The sequence below is a fragment of the Pseudomonas sp. RIT411 genome, assembly GCF_003057735.2.
Classification (GTDB): Bacteria; Pseudomonadota; Gammaproteobacteria; order Pseudomonadales; family Pseudomonadaceae; genus Chryseomonas; species Chryseomonas oryzihabitans.
Window position 1 is genome coordinate 1 of record NZ_QBIZ02000032.1, and the last position, 16,678, is coordinate 16,678.

The 16,678-nt window shown below is 66.5% G+C and carries 16 protein-coding genes; 6 read left to right on the forward strand and 10 right to left on the reverse strand.

Annotation, left to right across the window (positions count from 1 at the left end; translation table 11 throughout):
- Positions 1-47 precede the first annotated feature (47 nt).
- The 5 genes from bigR to DBY63_RS24280 all read left to right on the forward strand — a co-directional run bounded on the left by bigR (position 48) and on the right by DBY63_RS24280 (position 4,036).
- Complete coding sequence (gene bigR, locus DBY63_RS24260; protein WP_108583035.1) at positions 48-344, forward strand: sulfite-sensing transcriptional repressor BigR; 297 nt, start codon at positions 48-50, stop codon at positions 342-344.
- Positions 341-751 carry a YeeE/YedE thiosulfate transporter family protein gene (locus tag DBY63_RS24265; protein ID WP_077172659.1) on the forward strand — a complete coding sequence of 137 codons (411 nt, stop codon included), beginning with the start codon at positions 341-343 and terminating at the stop codon, positions 749-751. Before bigR ends, DBY63_RS24265 begins: the two co-directional genes overlap by 4 nt.
- Positions 748-1,194, forward strand: a complete 447-nt coding sequence (locus DBY63_RS24270; protein WP_108583034.1) for a DUF6691 family protein — start codon at positions 748-750, stop codon at positions 1,192-1,194. Before DBY63_RS24265 ends, DBY63_RS24270 begins: the two co-directional genes overlap by 4 nt.
- 86 nt (positions 1,195-1,280) lie before the next feature.
- The gene (locus DBY63_RS24275) at positions 1,281-1,991 is read left to right on the forward strand and encodes an SOS response-associated peptidase family protein (protein ID WP_027599618.1); all 711 of its coding nucleotides are present in this window, start codon (positions 1,281-1,283) and stop codon (positions 1,989-1,991) included.
- Positions 1,992-2,470: 479 nt separating this feature from the next.
- Positions 2,471-4,036, forward strand: a complete 1,566-nt coding sequence (locus DBY63_RS24280) for a DUF4041 domain-containing protein (RefSeq protein WP_077172657.1) — start codon at positions 2,471-2,473, stop codon at positions 4,034-4,036.
- 254 nt (positions 4,037-4,290) lie between these two features.
- Here the strand turns inward: DBY63_RS24280 and DBY63_RS24285 are convergent, their stop codons facing one another.
- The 9 genes from DBY63_RS24285 to DBY63_RS24325 all read right to left on the reverse strand — a co-directional run bounded on the left by DBY63_RS24285 (position 4,291) and on the right by DBY63_RS24325 (position 15,347).
- Complete coding sequence (locus DBY63_RS24285) at positions 4,291-5,694, reverse strand: LLM class flavin-dependent oxidoreductase (protein ID WP_027602088.1); 1,404 nt, start codon at positions 5,692-5,694, stop codon at positions 4,291-4,293.
- A gap of 8 nt (positions 5,695-5,702) precedes the next feature.
- The gene (locus DBY63_RS24290) at positions 5,703-6,656 is read right to left on the reverse strand and encodes an ABC transporter permease (protein ID WP_108583033.1); all 954 of its coding nucleotides are present in this window, start codon (positions 6,654-6,656) and stop codon (positions 5,703-5,705) included.
- Positions 6,653-7,642, reverse strand: a complete 990-nt coding sequence (locus DBY63_RS24295; protein ID WP_108583032.1) for an ABC transporter permease — start codon at positions 7,640-7,642, stop codon at positions 6,653-6,655. The genes DBY63_RS24290 and DBY63_RS24295 overlap by 4 nt, the downstream gene beginning before the upstream one ends.
- The gene (locus tag DBY63_RS24300; protein WP_027602085.1) at positions 7,626-9,164 is read right to left on the reverse strand and encodes a sugar ABC transporter ATP-binding protein; all 1,539 of its coding nucleotides are present in this window, start codon (positions 9,162-9,164) and stop codon (positions 7,626-7,628) included. Before DBY63_RS24300 ends, DBY63_RS24295 begins: the two co-directional genes overlap by 17 nt.
- Entirely contained in the window at positions 9,161-10,090 is a 930-nt protein-coding gene (locus tag DBY63_RS24305) for a sugar ABC transporter substrate-binding protein (protein WP_231501027.1), read from the reverse strand. The genes DBY63_RS24300 and DBY63_RS24305 overlap by 4 nt, the downstream gene beginning before the upstream one ends.
- A gap of 48 nt (positions 10,091-10,138) precedes the next feature.
- On the reverse strand, positions 10,139-10,495 hold the full coding sequence (locus tag DBY63_RS24310; protein WP_027599625.1) for a hypothetical protein: 357 nt from the start codon (positions 10,493-10,495) through the stop codon (positions 10,139-10,141).
- A gap of 4 nt (positions 10,496-10,499) precedes the next feature.
- Complete coding sequence (locus DBY63_RS24315) at positions 10,500-11,726, reverse strand: SfnB family sulfur acquisition oxidoreductase (RefSeq protein WP_108583031.1); 1,227 nt, start codon at positions 11,724-11,726, stop codon at positions 10,500-10,502.
- Between the two features lie 199 nt (positions 11,727-11,925).
- A complete protein-coding gene (locus DBY63_RS24320) occupies positions 11,926-13,956 on the reverse strand; it encodes a PAS domain-containing sensor histidine kinase (RefSeq protein ID WP_108583030.1) in 2,031 nt (676 codons plus the stop codon).
- Positions 13,957-14,357: 401 nt separating this feature from the next.
- Positions 14,358-15,347 carry a GlxA family transcriptional regulator gene (locus tag DBY63_RS24325; RefSeq protein WP_108583029.1) on the reverse strand — a complete coding sequence of 330 codons (990 nt, stop codon included), beginning with the start codon at positions 15,345-15,347 and terminating at the stop codon, positions 14,358-14,360.
- Positions 15,348-15,454: 107 nt separating this feature from the next.
- Here DBY63_RS24325 and DBY63_RS24330 point away from each other — a divergent pair, with 107 nt between their 5' ends.
- Entirely contained in the window at positions 15,455-16,030 is a 576-nt protein-coding gene (locus tag DBY63_RS24330) for a cysteine hydrolase family protein (RefSeq protein ID WP_077172650.1), read from the forward strand.
- On the opposite strand, the gene DBY63_RS24335 is transcribed toward DBY63_RS24330, so the two are convergent.
- Positions 16,027-16,635, reverse strand: a complete 609-nt coding sequence (locus tag DBY63_RS24335) for a DapH/DapD/GlmU-related protein (protein ID WP_077172649.1) — start codon at positions 16,633-16,635, stop codon at positions 16,027-16,029. The two genes, DBY63_RS24330 and DBY63_RS24335, sit on opposite strands and share 4 nt — an antisense overlap.
- Positions 16,636-16,678 lie beyond the last annotated feature (43 nt).

A 16,678-nucleotide genomic window follows, 5' to 3' on the forward strand; every position in this document is an offset into this window, starting at 1 on the left:
CTCTTCCTGCCCAACCCTCCCCCGGCGCGGCCCTCTCTGCCCAGGATATGCAGGTCCGCGCCCGGGAGGTGGCCGCCCTGCTCAAGACCCTGGCGCATCCGGTTCGCCTGCTGCTGGCCTGCGCCCTCGCCGAAGGCGAGTACGCGGTCGGCGAACTGGAAGCCCGCCTGGACATCCACCAGCCCACCCTTTCCCAGCAGCTCGGGGTGCTGCGCGAAGCCGGCCTGGTCACCACCCGCCGCGAGGCCAAGCAGATCTTCTACCGCCTCACCGAAGACAAGGCCACCCAGCTGCTGCAGGCGCTCTACCAGATCTTCTGCCAGGCGCAGGACACGCCAGCATGACCCTCGCCGCCTATCTCCCTGCCCTGGCGGGCGGACTGCTGCTGGGTGTGGCGGTCAGCCTGCTGTTGCTGGTCAACGGCCGGATCGCCGGCATCAGCGGCATCTTTGGTCGGTTGCTGGGCGGCCAGCAGGTCGGCACCGGTCTGGTCTTCGTGCTGGGCCTGGTTCTGGGTCCGCTGCTGGTGCGCGGTCTGCACGACCTCCCCCAGCCGACCGTGAACGCGACCTGGCCGACAGTGCTGCTGGCCGGGCTGCTGGTGGGCTTCGGCACCCGGCTGGGCTCGGGCTGCACCTCGGGTCATGGCATCCTCGGCGTGGCCCGAGGGTCGCGCCGCTCGCTGGCCGCGACCGCCGTCTTCCTGCTCCTTGGACTGGCGACCGCCACCCTGGGTGGGTTGCTACGATGATGCTCTGGCGGCTGGTCATCACGCTGCTGGCCGGTCTGCTCTTCGGCAGTAGCCTGGCCCTCTCGGGGATGCTCGATCCCGCCCGCGTACTGGGTTTTCTCGACCTCGCCAGCGGCCACTGGGACCCCAGCCTGCTGCTCGTCCTGGGCGGCGCCCTGCTGGTTGCCCTGCCCGCCGTTCAGCTGCAGCGTCGACTCAGCCGCCCTCTGCTTGACACCCGATTCCAGCTGCCGCTAATGGCACCCATCGACCGCCGCCTGCTACTGGGCGCAGCGCTCTTCGGCCTGGGCTGGGGTCTGGCAGGCCTCTGCCCGGGCCCGGCGCTGGCGGCGCTGGGGCTGGGTATCGCGAAGATCTATGGCTTCGTCGCAGCCCTGGTCGCGGGGATGGTGCTGCACGACCGTGGTCTGGCCGGACGCGAGACGGCGGCGCCCAAGGCCTGAGCGCCAGGTACTTCGCGCGTGGGGCGCGGTCCAAAGTAGGGACGCGCGGCGCTTCAGCCTGTGTCTCCCTCGCCCAGGAGCATCCCATGTGTGGCCGTTTCGCCCAGTACCGCTATGCCCTCGACTACCTGGACGCCCTGGGCGCCCAGCCCGCGGACGTCCGCACCGGCCTGGAGCCCCGCGCCCTGGGTCGCTACAACGTGGCGCCCGGCACCCGGGTTCAGCTGCTCCACCAGCAGGCCGATGGCCTGCACCTGGATCCGGTGCGCTGGGGCTACCAGCCCGCCTGGGCGCGCCAGGCCAAGCGGCCGCCGGTGATCAACGCGCGCGTGGAGACGGCGGCCACCAGCCGAATGTTTCGCGGCCTCTGGCAAAGAGGCCGCGCCTTGGTCATCGCCGATGGCTGGTACGAATGGAAGAAGGATTCCGCCGATCCCAAGCTCAAGCAGCCCTACTTCATCAGGCTGAAATCCGGCGAACCGCTGTTCTTTGCCGCCATCGGCCACTTCCGCCCGGCCGACCAGGCACCTCAGGACGATGACGGCTTCGTCATCATCACGGCTGCCTCCGACGCCGGCATGGTCGACATCCACGACCGCCGCCCGCTGGTCCTGCCACCCGCCGTGGCGCGCGAATGGCTGGACCCCGAGCTGCCCATGGAACGCGCCAGCGAGATCGGCGAGGTCGAGGGTACGCCGGTGGACGCCTTCGACTGGTACCCGGTGGGCAAGGCCGTGGGCAGCGTGAAGAACGATGGACCGGAATTGCTGGAGCGCATCGCCGAGCCGTTAGTCTAGGGGCTTGTCAGACTCGAGCGAGGCTGCATTAGTGTTTATAGCAATAGCGTTAAAGTAATAGCAACGGACAGACCGAATGCCACTTGACATCCAATAAGCTTTTGCCTAATTCAAAACAGGCATATTTCATCTACAGCGCCCCATCATGCGCCACATTGAACGCCAGCCTCCATTCAAATAAACTGACATTTCGCATCATTACTATATGGCACCCTAGCACGCCTAGATATCCTAGCAGCACTATCGATCCGACAACCAAACACAAAATTTAATCTAAAATTACTGCAACCTCTTAAAATGAGGACACTATAAACCTCACACATACTAGATCCTCCAGACATAAACCCTCATTAAACACAAAAGATATCAATACCGCCTATCCTCTCTACATGTTCTAGCCAATCGGCGCTTTCGGACCACCCAAAACCATCATACCGGTGTATCCTTGCCTGACATCACTACAGGGAAAGGAAGCCTAGATGGAATTTTTGTTGATCACCGCTCTGGTGGCAGCCTTCGTATTGCTGATCAAGCACACCAAGGCTAAGGGCCGTATCGCCGAACTACTGCTTAGCCTCTCGGCACGTCATAAGGAGATTGAGGAGCTCGAGCGCCAGGAGGCACAGCTACGGGCCGAATTGGAGACCACGCTAAATGAAATGCAGCGCTTCCAACCTGTCAAGGATGCAGAAGCAGAAGCCGAGCGCCTGCTTATCGATGCCAAGGGGCAACGGGATAACCTGCTAGCAAGCGCCCGGCTTCACCTTGAAAAGGCAGAGACCAAGCTTCAATCCGCGACAGGCGAAGCCGATCGAATCGTGGTTATGGCAAACGTTCAGGCGCATAAGATCGCGGGTGATGCCTATGCCGCAATGGGTAAGGCTAAAGAATTGACGGACGCCGCTCAGGCGATGAAAAACCTTATCGAAGGGTATGGCGATGAATACATCGTACCGACCTATAATCTTCTTGATGATTTGGCCGAAGAATTTGGCTTCACTGAAGCCGGAAAAGAACTCAAACAGGCGCGAGAATCCTCTCGCCTTCTGGTAAAGCTCGGTCGGTCCGCAACCTGCGACTATGCCGAGGCCAACCGTCGCCAGATTGCCATTCGATTCGTCACCGATGCCTACAACGGCAAGGTCGATTCAATCCTGTCACGGACCAAGACGGATAATCACGGCAAGCTTGAGCAGGAAATCCGCGATGCCTTCGCGCTCGTCAATCTCAATGGCTCGCCGTTCCGTAACGCGCGAATTACGGTGGAGTACCATGCAGCTCGCCTTAACGAACTAAAGTGGGCGGTAACCGCGCATGTCTTGAAAGAACGTGAGCGCGAAGAGCAACGCCAGCTACGTGAGCAAATCCGAGAAGAAGAGAAGGCACGCCGTGAATACGAACGCGCCTTAAAAGAAGCGGCCAAAGAAGAGAGCACCCTGCGCAAGGCTATGGAAAAAGCACAGCAGCAGGTTGCGGCGGCCAACGAGGCCCAGCGTGCAGACTTCGAGGCACGCCTAGCAGCGCTACAAGAGCAGTTAAAGACCGCAGAAGAAAAGAACCAACGTGCTCTTTCAATGGCGCAACAGACCCGGGCAGGTCACGTATACGTCATTTCCAACATCGGCTCTTTTGGTGAGGAAGTTTTCAAAATTGGGATGACGCGGCGCCTGGAACCGCTTGACCGAATCCGTGAGTTGGGTGATGCCAGCGTGCCCTTCGAATTTGACGTCCACGCCATGATTTTCAGCGACGACGCACCGGGGCTGGAAAAAAAATTGCACAGGCATTTCCTACGCCAGCAAATCAACAAGGTGAATCCGCGCAAAGAGTTCTTCCGCCTGGCGTTGGCCGAGATACGCCAGGAACTCGAGACGCTTGGCGTCGAACCTCACTGGACTATGAACGCACTCGCGCGCGAGTTCCGTGAAACGCTACGCATCGAAGATCAAATTCGAGAGAATCCGGTGGTGGCTGCGGAATGGACTCGTCACCAGATCGAAGCTGAAGCATCCCTAGACATAGTCGAGGAAGACGTTTTGGCTTGACACCTGTACTTCTACCTAAATCTTAAGCTCTTTGACGACATGAAGGGGCAGGACCAGCAGCCTAGGTGCTAGCACTCGGCGTTGCGTGATTACGTTGCCTATATCTGCGCATGGCTACCAGAGCGACAGCGTTTCTTGATGCAAAGACCATCGATCTCCGGATAAGGGTTAGCCTTCACGATCCATTCAAGGGCAAGGAGCCAACAGGCAATGGAAAAAGGTCATCTTCGCCAAATGAGTGCGGGGAGTCCGGACTAGGCCGGCACCCGTATCGCGCTTTCCTCCCGCTGCCGCGCCAGGTCGCGATAGCCGGCGGCCGGGTGCTCCGCCGGCAGCCGCGGGCCGGCGCTGCCGAGCTTCTCGCGTAGCGTGCCCGGCTGATAGGCGCGCTTGTAGACCCCGCGCCGCTGTAGCTCCGGAACCAGCAAGTCCACCACGTCGGCGAAGGTCTCGTGGGTCACGGCATAGGCCAGGTTGAAACCATCCACGTCGGTCTCCTCAACCCAGCTCTGCAACTCGTCCGCCACCGTCGCCGGACTGCCTACCAACAGCGGCCCGAAGCCGCCGATGCCGACCCAGTCGGCCAGTTCCTGCACCGTCCATTGCTTGCCGGGATCGGCGGTGGAAAAGGCCTCCACGGCGGACTGGATGGCATTGGTGTGCAGGTGCTTGAGGACCTGGTCCGGGCGGTAGGCGGCGAAGTCGATACCGGTCCAGCCGGAGATCAGGGTCAGGGCGCCTTCGTAGCTCACGTAGCCCTTGTAGTCCTGCCACTTGGCCCGCGCCTGGGCATCGGTTTCGCCGACGATGACCGTCTGCAGGTTGAAGATCAGCACCTGGCGCGGATCGCGACCGGCCTCGGCAGCCCGGCGGCGGATATCGGCCACGGTTTTCTTCAGCACCGTCTTGGACGGGGCGGCGACGAAGACGCATTCGGCGTGCTCGGCGGCGAATTGCCGGCCACGGCTGCTGGCGCCGGCCTGGTAGAGCACGGGCGTGCGCTGCGGCGAGGGTTCGCAGAGGTGATAGCCGGGCACCTGGAAGTGCCGCCCGTGGTGGCCGATGGGATGCACCTTGGCCGGATCGGTGAAGCGGCCGGAGGCGCGGTCGCGCAGCACCGCGCCCTCTTCCCAGCTGCCTTCCAGCAGCTTGTAGACCACCTGCAGGTATTCCTCGGCGTAGTCGTAGCGGGCATCGTGATCGGCCTGCGCGGACTGGCCGAGGTTGCGCGCGCCGCTTTCCAGATAGGAGGTGACGATGTTCCAGCCGATGCGCCCCCGGGTCAGGTGATCCAGGGTGGAAAGCCGCCGGGCGAAGGGATAGGGATGCTCGAAGCTCAGGGAGGCGGTGAGGCCGAAACCCAGGTGACGGGTCACCGCCGCCATGGGGGTGATCAGCGCCAGGGGATCGTTGACCGGCACCTGGGTGGCCTCGCGCAGGGTCGCCGCCGGGCCGCCGCCATAGACGTCGTAGAGGCCGAGCACATCGGCGATGAACAGGCCGTCGAACAGCCCGCGTTCGAGCAGTTGCGCCAGCTCCGTCCAGTATTCGAGGTCCTTGTACTCCCAGGAGCGGTCGCGCGGATGGCGCCACAGTCCGGGCGACTGGTGGGCGACGCAATTCATGTCGAAGGCATTGAGGCGGATTTCGCGGGACATGGGGACTCCTAGCGCGACGCGTCGCGGCGCCGCGCCAATTGGTTGAGGGTCAGCACCAGCAGGATCAGCAGCCCGGTGGCCACCTGCTGCCAGTAGAAATTCCAGCCCACCAGCAGCAGGCCGTTGGCGGCCACCGCCAACAGCAGTACACCCAGCAGACTGCCGGGGACGTTGGGCCGGCCGTGGCGATTGAGGCTGGCGCCGATGAAGACGGCGCCGATGCCGTTGATGAGGTAGGCATTGCCCGAGAGCGGCACATAGGCATCGATGCGCAGCGCCAGCAGGATGCCGGCGACCGCCGCCGCCAGCGCCGTGGCCAGGCAGGTCCAGAGCGCCAGGCGGCGCAGCGCCAACCCCGAATGACGCGCCACCAGCGGCTGGCTGCCCAGGGCCAGCAGCGCGCGGCCCAGGCGTCCGCGCGCCAGTACCACCCCGTAGAGCAGTGCCAGCAGCGCCACCGCCCAGACCGCCGCCGGTGCGCCCAGCCAGCTGCTCGCAGGGGGTCGGAATTCGGGTTTGAGGTAGAGCGGCAGGCCGCCCTCGGACAGCAGCTGTTGCAGGCTGGTACCGATGAACAGCACGCCCAGGCTGGCCAGGAACGGCGACAGCCCCACGCCGGCCACCAGCAGGGCGTTGGCCAGCCCCACCAGCAAGCTCAGCCCCACCCCACCGGCGAGCGCCACGGCGAGCGGCCAACCGGCGTTGAGCAGGGCGATGCAACCGAAGGCTGCCAGATCCAGGGCGATCCCCACCGAAAGATCGATGCCGCCCGCGGCGATGGCGTAGGTCAATCCCAGGGCCACCAGCGCGGGGACCAGGCCATTGTTCAGCAACAGGCTGAGCAGGTTGCCCTGGCTGAGAAAGCCGGGCGCGGCCAGGGCGAAGACCACCACCAGCGCCAGGAACAGCAACGGCAATGCCAGGCGCAGACCGGACCGGCCGAGGGCAAGGGTCGCGTTCATCGATGGCCCTCCTGGCGCAGGCTGGCCGCGGCCACCACCAGCAGGATCAGCGTGCCCTGGACGCCATTGACCAGGAAGCTGCTCACCCCGAGCAACTGAAAGCCATTGCCGAGCATCCCCACCAGCAGGGCCGCCAGCAGGGTGCCGCCGACGCTGGGTTGCGAGCGCCAGGAGAACACCGTGCCGAGAAAGGCGATGGCCACCACCGGCAGCAGCAACTCGCCCGAACCCGGGGTACTGCCGCTGAACCAGGCGACCGACAGCAGCGCCGCCAGGCCCGCGCAGCCGCCGGCCAGCAGATAGCTGGAAAACACCAGCCCGCGCACCGGTAGACCCGCCGCGCGGGCCGCCTCGGGATGGTCGCCCACCGCCGCCAGGCGCAGCCCATAGGGGGTGCGCTGCAGGAGCACCGCCAGCACCAGAGCGGTCAGCAGCAGCACCCAACCCGCGGCCGGTATGCCCAGCCAGCTGCCGAGGCCCAGTAGATCCAGCCAGCGCGCACTGGCCGGCAGCACGGTATTCTCGCTCAGCACCAGTTCCAGACCGGCTACCACGTTGAGACTGGCCAGGGTGGCCAGCAGCGGCGGCAGGCCCAGCAGGGTCACCGTCAGGCCGTTGAGCGCTCCGACCAGCAACCCGCAGACCAGGGTCAGGCCGATGGCCAGCGGCGCGCCGTAGCCGGCGTTGACCAGGGTCGCGTGCAGCGCCGCGCAGAGTCCGAGATTGGCCGCCAACGAGAGGTCCAGGCCACCGGCGAGCACGTTGCCTCCGCCGCCGACGATCACCAGGGTCAGGCCGAGGGCAAGAATGCCGGGAATGGCGGCCTGGGCCAGGATGTTGGCCAGATTGCCTGACCCGAGAAAGCCTGGCGCGCGCCAGGCGAACAGGGCCGCGATCACCGCGAAGGCCAGCAGCGCGCCATGGCGCCAGAGGTCCGGGCGCCAGGTCGGGACCGGGATCGACAACCGATCAGGAGGCGAGGCCAAGATCCGCCCTCCGCTGCTGTCTGGCGGGCCACTCACGGGCGCCGGTGGCGGCGGCCAGAAGCTCCTCCGCCGTCAACTCGGCCGCCGGGCGTGCCGGCAGCAAGCGCCCGCGATGCATCACATGGATGCGGTCGCAGAGATTGAGCAATTCGGGCAGATCCACTGACAGGATCAGGACGCCGGCGCCCTGCTCCACCAGCCGGGCGACCTGGCGATAGAGTTCGGCGCGGGCGGCGAGATCGATGCCCACGCTGGGTTCGTCGAGCAGATAGAGCCGCGCGTCCCGGGCCAGCCATTTGCCCAGGGCGACCTTCTGCTGGTTGCCGCCGCTGAGATGACGCACCGGCGTCTCCAGATCCGGGGTACGGATGTCCAGCGCCTCGCGTAGCCGTAGCGCCGCCTGGCGTTCGGCGCCTGGCCGGCGGAGACCGAACCAGCTGAAACGTTCCAGGGCGGCCAGCGTTAGATTCTCGGTCACGGTGAGATCAAGTGCCACGCCCTGCTGGCGGCGATTCTCCGGCAACAACGCCAGTCCTGCTCGCACCGCCGCGCGGGGACTGGCGAAGCGGTGCGGGCGACCGTCCAGCAGCAACTCGCCCTCGGCTACCGGCAACAGACCGAACAGCGTCTTGAGCAGCTCCTTGGCACCTGAGCCCACCAGGCCGGCGATTCCGACCACCTCGCCACGGCGCACCTGCACGTCGACCTCGGCGAAGGCCCCCGGACGGCCCAGCCTGCGGGTCTCCAGCAGCACCTCGCCTGGCGCGGTCCGGGCCTTGGGATAGGCCTCGCCCAGGTCCCTGTTGATCATCAACCGCGCCATGGCCGCTGCCGGCGTCACGCTGGGCGTCACCTCGGCCACCACCCGGCCGCCACGCAATACCGTGGCGCGATCGCAAAGGCGCTCGACCTCCTGCAGGTAATGGGACACATAGAGCAGGGCCAGCCCCTGGTCGCGCAACTGGCGCAGCAGGGTCAGCAGGCGCTCCACCTCGCCATGGGCCAGGGCCACCGTGGGTTCGTCGAGCACCAGCACCTCCGGCGTGCCGAGCAGCGCCCGACTGATCTGCAGCAGTTGCTGTTCGGCGCTGCTCAGGTCCGCCACCCGGGTTCGCGCGCGGCAGTCCAGGCCGAAACGCTCGGCCAGCAACCGCTCCGCCGCCCGTTCCTGCCCACGGCGATCCAGCAGCGGGCCGAGGCGCCGCTCCTGCCCAAAGAACAGCGCCTCGGCCAGGGTGAAGTTGGGCGGCAGCAGCCGCTCCTGGTGGATGATGGCGATGCCACGGCGGGCCAACTCGCGCGGCCCGACGCCCGTCAGGACTTCGCCATGCAGGCGCAGCGCCCCGGTGTCGGGCGTCACCAGGCCGCCGAGCACCTTGATCAGGGTGGACTTGCCGGCACCGTTCTCGCCGATCAGGCCGTGGATCTCGCCGGCCCTCAGGGTCAGGTCCACACCGTCCAGCGCCCGGGTGGCGCCATAACGCCGGGAGATACCCTGCAGTTCGAGGATCGCCCTGCTCATGGATCACCTCGCAGCGCCGCGACCTGACTCAGGTTGCCAGGGGTGGTGAGCAGGGTCGCCACATGGGTCTCCCTAGGCAGGTCGCGCGCACCGGCCAGATAGCGGGCAACGTTCTGCACCGCGGTCCGGCCCATCAGCGCCGGTTGCTGGGCGACCACCGCGCCGACCGGACTGTCGCCGCGCTTGAGCAACTCCAGCACCTCGGGCGTGCCGTCGACGCCATAGGTCTTGATCTCGGTGCGGCCCGCTTCGATCAGCGCCTGGCTGGCGCCGAGCTGGGGAATGTCCCAGGCCGACCAGATGGCGGCGATCTGCCCCTTGGGATACTTGTTGAGTAGCGCCGCGATCTGGCCACGGGCGTCCTGCACGGTGTTGGGAATCACGTCGCGCAACTCGGGCTGGATGATCTTCAGTCCCGGATGGGCGTCGAGTACCTTGCGCAATTCGGCGTAGCGGATAGCGCAAACCGGCACGCCCTGGAAGCCGTTGAACACCAGGATGTCACCCTTGGCGCCGGTGTCCTTTGCCAGTTGCTCGGCCAGCTCCCGCCCAGCGGCGGCGTTGTCCGAGGTGGTGTTGTTGAGGCTGTACTGGGAGGGCGCATCGATGGTGAACAGCGGGATGCCGGCCGCCTGGATGCGGCGCAGCCAGGGGTCTATCACGCTCAGGGTGCCCAGGGTCTGGATCACCGCGTCCGGCTTCTGGGTCACCAGGGTCTGCAGCTGGGTCACCAGATTCTTGTCGTTGCGACCGGCGTCCAGGGTGATGGGCGTGCCGCCCAGCCGCTTGACCTCTTCCACCTGGGCCTGGAAGGCCTTGAGATCGAAGTAGTGACTGGTGCCGGTCATGCTGATGGCGATGCGCTTGCCGGCCAGCGACGGGATCTCGTCGGCAGCCGCCAGCGCGGTCGTGGCCAGCAGCGGCATTAGCAGGAGGGAACGAAGCAGTGTACGCAGTGACATGGCAGTCCTTTTCTAGTCGGTGATCGTCAGGTGGTGCTCGCCCAGCAGGCGCCGGAGGTCGCGAACGCTCGGCCCGGGCTGACGGGGCGCCGGGGCGTCCGTCAGCCATTCGCGCTTGAGTTCGGCCGCAAGCTGGCGGGCATGGTCGGCAGCCAGGCGCGCCTGGATCTGGCGTACCGGGGCGTCTTCGCTGCGGTGCGGTCGCTGCAGGGCGCGAGCGGCGGCCAGGCGCACCTGGAGGTCACCCACCGTGGCGATCACCAGCGGATCGCGGGCACGGGCGTCCAGGGGCAGCGCCTCGCGCAGGTCAGCGAGTACCTGGTCGGCGAAGGCGAGTTCGGCTTGGATGGCAGGGGCGAGATCGGTCATGGCATCAGTTCCAGGCGTGACGGGGCGGCTCGACGCCGTTGAGCAGGTGGTTGCCGATCAGGTGGTACTTCCAGCGCACCGGATCGTGCAGGGTATGGGTGCGGGCATTGCGCCAGTGGCGGTCATGGCCGAAGCGCGCCGAGACGCTGCGGGTGCCGCCCAGCTCGCAGAGGCGATTGGCGGCGGCCAGGGCGATCTCGGTGGAGGCGATCTTGGCCTGCCCCACCACCACCGAGGCCTCGGCGACGCTGGCCGCGGAGGGCGCCGCCAGAGCCCGGTCGACGGCGGCGCCGGCGTCTTCCAGCAAGGCCTCGGCGGCGGCCAGCCGCCAGCTCAGGTCGCCGATCAGCGCCTGGCTCAGCGGATCCTGCCAGCCGTGCTCGAGTCCGCTGTCGGTCCAGGGCCGCGCCACCCGGGCAGCCGCCAGGGTGGCGGCAAAGGCGCCGCGGGCGATGCCGACGTCCACCGCCGCCTGGATGATCTGGGACACCGGGCCGTCCGCCGTCGGCCGTTCGAAGGCCTTCCAGGCCGGCAGCACCGCGCTGCGCCGGACACTGACGCCCTTGAGTTGCACCCGGCCACTGGCGGTGGTGCGCTGGCCGAAGCCGTCCCAGTCATCGATCACCGTCAGGCCACCGGCATCGCGCGGGACCAGGGCGAGATGAGCCAGACCCTCCTCGTCCAGCGCCACCGTGGGGACCACATGGGCGAACAGCGCGCCGGTGCAATAGGCCTTCTCGCCATCGATCCAGGCGGTGTCCCCGGTAAAGCGGATGCGCGTCTCGAACTGGGTAACGGTCTTGCTGCGCGCCTCGGAGAAGGCATTGCCGAAGCGATAGCCCTGGAGCACCAGGCCGAGGTAGTGACGCTGCTGGTCCGGGCTGCCGGTCAGCAGCAGGTTGTTGACCACGCCCAGGTGATTCTGCGGCAGTTGGCCCAGGGAGGGGTCTGCCGCGGAGATCCGAGCGATGACTTCCGCCACGGTGCCGAAGCCCACCCCGGCGCCGCCGAACGACCGCGGCACGGTGATGGCCCAGAGACCACTGGCCGAGAAACGCTCGATCTCGGCCCAGGGCAGGCGCCGCTCCTGATCGCGACTGAGCGCTTCGCGGGCGAAATCCTCCGCCAGCGCCGCCGCGGCATCGAGGGCCTCGGTGGCGTCGCGCAACACGGTGGCGGGACGTTCGGGTAAGGCGTGGGGAACGGCAGTGAGCGAGGGGGCGACGGCCATGCAGGGACTCCCTTGGAAGTGACCCCTGAGCTGGAGCACATGCCGTGCCAGCGCGAAAATCTCGCTATATCAGTGACTTAAGTGAAAACCTCGCCGCCTGGAAGTCCCAGACCGAACAGTTCCCCGGACAACTGTTGCCCAGGGAACAGCCCGGATGGCCGAACGCGGGCAGTCGCGCAAGCCCGTCCCCGGGCGCTCCTCAACCCCCCGGATTCAACATCTCGCTGATCTTGTTCGCCAGCGCATCGATGGCGAAGGGCTTGGTGATGATCTGCATGTTGGCAGCGAGATAACCCTCCACGTTCGAGCCTTCCGCATAGCCGGTCGCCAGCAGCACCTTGAGCTCCGGGCGGTTGGCCTGGGCCAGATCGGCCAGCTGGCGGCCATTCATGCCGGGCAGGCCCACGTCGGAGATCATCAGATCAATGCGCTGGGGATTTTCCAGGAACGGCATGGCTTCCTGGGCATTCCCGGCTTCGAGGGTCTGATAGCCGAGTTCGCCCAGCACTTCCACGATCAGCGACCGCACCACGGCCTCATCCTCGACGACCAGCACCACCTCGCCGACGCCAAGGGGTGCGCTGCGGCTTTCTTCGCTGGGCAGGATGTCCAGGTCACCGCCCAGGCACGGCATGTACAGTTGCACCTGGGTGCCCTTCCCCGGCTGGGACAGGATGCGGACCCCGCCGTTGGCCTGACGCATGTAGCCGTACACCATGGACAGCCCCAGGCCCGTCCCCTGACCGATCGGTTTGGTCGTATAGAAGGGCTCGAACACCTTGGCCAGCACTTCGGGCGTCATTCCCACCCCGGTATCGGCCACGGTGAGCGTCACGTAATCACCCTCAGCGAGATCCATCGCGGCACCCTCTTCCGGCGAGAGATGCACGGCTGCAGTGGTGATGGTGATGGTGCCGCCATCCGGCATGGCATCGCGGGCGTTGATGGCCAGGTTGATCACGGCGCTTTCCAGCTGGTTGGCGTCCATCCGCACCAGGGCCAGGCCCGCGGCCAGGTGCGTGGTGATGGTGATGTCTTCCCGGGTGGTGCGGTGCAGCAGGTCCTCCAGGGACGCCACCAGGGGATTGACCTCCAGGGGTTTCAGATCGAGGGTCTGGCGGCGGGAAAAGGCCAGCAGCCGCTGGGTAAGGGCCGCCGCGCGTTGCGCCGAGGTGACCGCCGCCGTGATGTAGCGCTCGTCATTCGTCTCGTCACCGCTGCGCCGACGCCGCTGCATCAGCTCCAGACTGCCGATGACCCCGGTGAGCAGATTGTTGAAATCATGGGCGATACCCCCGGTGAGCTGACCCACGGCCTCCATCTTCTGCGCCTGGTGCAGGGTGTCTTCCACGCGGGAACGCTCCGCCACCTCGGCCGCGACCCGCGCCTCGAGCGTTTCATTGAGGTCGGACAAGGCCTTTTCCGCCTGCTTGCGCGCGGTGATGTCCGCGCAGGTGCCGGTGACGTAGGACGGGTTGCCGGCGGCATCCCGGAAGACCTTGCCCTTGCTCAGGAGCCACTGTCTGCCTGCGTCGCGCTTCAGGCGAAACTCCACGACGAAATCCTTGCCATGGACGCATTCCGCCAGCGCCGTTCTGACGATGCCCCGGTCAGCGACATGCACATGGTCGAGGAAGCGCTCGACGGGTTCCGAGGTCAGGACGTCCGGCAAGCCGAACAGCTGCTGCAAGGCACTATCGCAATAGAAGCTGTGTTCATCGATGTACCAGTCGAAAATGCCTGCCTCGGAGGCCAGAAGGGCAGCGCGAAAGCGTTCGTCGGCAAGCTTCAGATGGGTGCTGGAATGTTGCTCGGCCAGCACCTGGTCAGTGACGTCTTCGGTCTGGTGGATGATGTAGCGAACCTCGCCCCGGTCATCCAGCACCGGGACATTCAGCGGGCTCCAGTAACGGACCTCGAAACCACCCCCCTCGCTGGCTGGCCGGGGAATGTCGTACTTGGTGATCGCCATGCGATCCGGTCTGCCGGTCTGCACCACCCGCTCCAGCGAGGCCCGCAGCACACCGGCGCCGAACTCCGACTGCCCGTCCGGGTTGCGGGCGAACACCTCGAAAATCGAGCGGCCTATGCAGTCCTCCCGTCGGGTATTGGTGCCGCGAAGCCGCCCTTCGTTGGCCGCCACCATGACGAAATCGGGACCAGGCGTCAGTACCAGGACCAGGTGAGGCAGCGCTTCGAACAGCAGCTGAAAGTTTGGATCTTGACTCATTGTTACCTGCATGGGGCTTGTCATCTCTGAGCGCGCGGCGCTCGGATCGATGCCTCGCGGAAGCTGGAGGCACCGTCATCTGTACTCTTTCTGTGGAGGAATGGATCAGGGCTCAGTTCAAACAGGGAGACGAATCGCCCGTTCCGCGCACCGGGCATCCGTCGGTAGATACAGGGTGAACACCTGAGACCGGGCCTGCCCTACCGCTCTCGGCAGCTGCCCCAAAAGGATCGGTACCGGCCGATTCTACCGTTGCGCTTGGCGACAACGGATTCCTGCGGGCGGGCCTTTCCGATCACAGCTACGGCTTTCTGGACGAGCTGCGCTCAGCGGGTCCTTGGCCGTCCGAATACTGCCCGTGGGACCGCCGGGGTGGCGGTCGGCTGGCCCCGCCCTCGCCCTCAGCGTCCGCTTCCCGCCAATCCGCCAAACCGCCGCCGGTAATCCCCCGGGCTCAGCCCCACGACCCGGGTAAAGACCTTGCGGAAGGCGCCTGGATCGCTGTAGCCGACCTCCCAGGCGACCCGTTCGAGCGGCAGGCGGCTGGCCTGCAGCAACTCGCGGGCACGGCCGACGCGCAGTTGCTGGCCGTAGGCGGTGGTGGTCATGCCGGTGGCCTGGCGAAAGCGGCGCAGAAAGGTACGAGGTTCCAGTCCGGCGCGTTGGGCCAGGGTGTCCAGGGCGAGGTCCTGGGCGCCGGTCGCCTGCAGCCATTCCTGTACGGCGAGGATGGCGCTGTCGCCGTGGTTCAGGCGCGGCGAAAAGGCGCTGTAGTAGCGCTGCTGTCGGCCAGGCGGGTCGATGACCAGGGTCCGCGCGGTGTCGAGCATCCGCCTGGCGCCCAGGTAGCGGTCGACCAGGCGCAGACCGAGATCGGTCCAGGCCATGAGGCCGCCGGCGGTGACCAGGTCCTCGCCGTCGATGAGCAACTGGTCGGCGTCCAGACTCACGCGGGGGAAACGGGTGGCGAAGCGCTCGACATGCAGCCAGTGGGTGGTGGCGGTACGGCCATCGAGCAGACCGGTTTCCGCCAGCAGGAAGGCACCGGCACAGATCGAGGCCAGGCGCACGCCCTCGCCATGCTGCAAGCGCAACCAGTCACCATAGGGCGCGGCGGCGGCCGGGGAAATCGGCTCGGCCAGACTGGGCGGCAGGATCAGTACCTGGGGCGCGCCGCCTGTCCCGGGCAGGGAGTCGTAGACCCGCCTGGGCAGCGTCTCGCCCTCCTCCAGCCGCCAGTGGCTGACGCGCAACCGCGGGCGCTCGGCATCCTCCGCGGTCCCGGTGAGGCGCCCGGCGATCTCGAACAGATCGGTGAGGCCATGGACCGTCGCCTGTTGCACGCCGGGATAGAGCAGCAGGCCGAGTTCGATCGGTGGTTGATCGTGCATGTGTCGCTGGCGCCCCTGAAGTTGTCGGTCACGCCCCTTCGCCGGCGGGCGCGGTTGGCCAATCATGGCCGGACCCAAAACCTGAAGCATCTTCCGAGAGGCTGGACATGAGCAAGCACGCCGTCGTCGTCATCGATCTGCAGAACGAGTACCTCCCCCGCGGCAAACTGCCCCTCAGCGGCATCGAGGCCGCGGTCGCCAATGCCGCGCGGATCATCGCCCACGCCCGCGACCAGGGCGTGCCGGTGATCCATGTGCAGCATCTGTCGCTGAGCGCCGAGGCGCCGATCTTCGTGCCCGGCAGCGATGGCGTCGAGATCCAGGCCGCCGTCGTGCCCCGCGCCGGCGAACCGGTGGTGGTGAAGCACTATCCCAATGCCTTTCGCGAGACCTCTCTCAAGCAGCTGCTGGACGAGCGCGGTATCGAATCGCTGGTGGTGGTGGGCGCCATGAGCCATATGTGCATCGACGCCGGCGTCCGCGCCGCGGCCGATCTGGGCTACGCCGTGACCGTGATCCATGACGCCTGCGCCACCCTGGATCTGGAATTCAACGGGGTCCGGGTGCCGGCGGCCCAGGTGCATGCCGCCCTGATGGCGGCGCTGGCCTTCGCCTATGCGAGCCTGGAGTCCACCGACGCCTATCTCGCCGGCCAGGGTACTGCGGCGCCCGACTCGCCTTAAGGCACGCCCTGGTCAACCAGCTCCAGCCGCGCGACCCGGGTGCCGGGCGACAGCAGCGCGCCCGGCGCGATGACCGCATTGGCGCCCAGTCGGCAATTGTCGCCGATCAGGGCGCCGAACTTGATCACCCCGGTGTCTATCACCCGGTCTCCGTGGCGGATGCGGATGACCGCGCCGTCACTTTCATTGCGGTAGTTGGCGACGATGGCACCCGCCTCCAGATTCACCCCGCTGCCGATCAGCGAATCCCCGACGAAATTGAAGTGGGCGAGCTTGCTGCCGTCCAGGAGCAGGCTGCTCTTCAGCTCGCAGGCGGGCCCCACCACGCAGTGGGCACCCAGATGAACACCGCCGCGCAGATAGGCGCCCGCCGCCACCAGGGTGCCGGGCCCGATGATGACCGGCCCCTTGAGCACCGCGCCCGCCTCCACCACCGCGGTCTCATGGATAGCGCTGTCGCCCTGGCGCCGATAGCCGGGACCGAGCCGCGCCAGCAGCAGCCTGACCTGGTGCTCGCAGGCACCGGTTAGCGTCCAGGGCGGGGCAGCTTCCAGGCGCAGGCTGGGCCAGGCGGCGATGAAGGTGGCGATATCCAGATCAGGCATGACGGGCCTCGGCAGTGGTGAAACGCCCGCCGATTCTGACCTG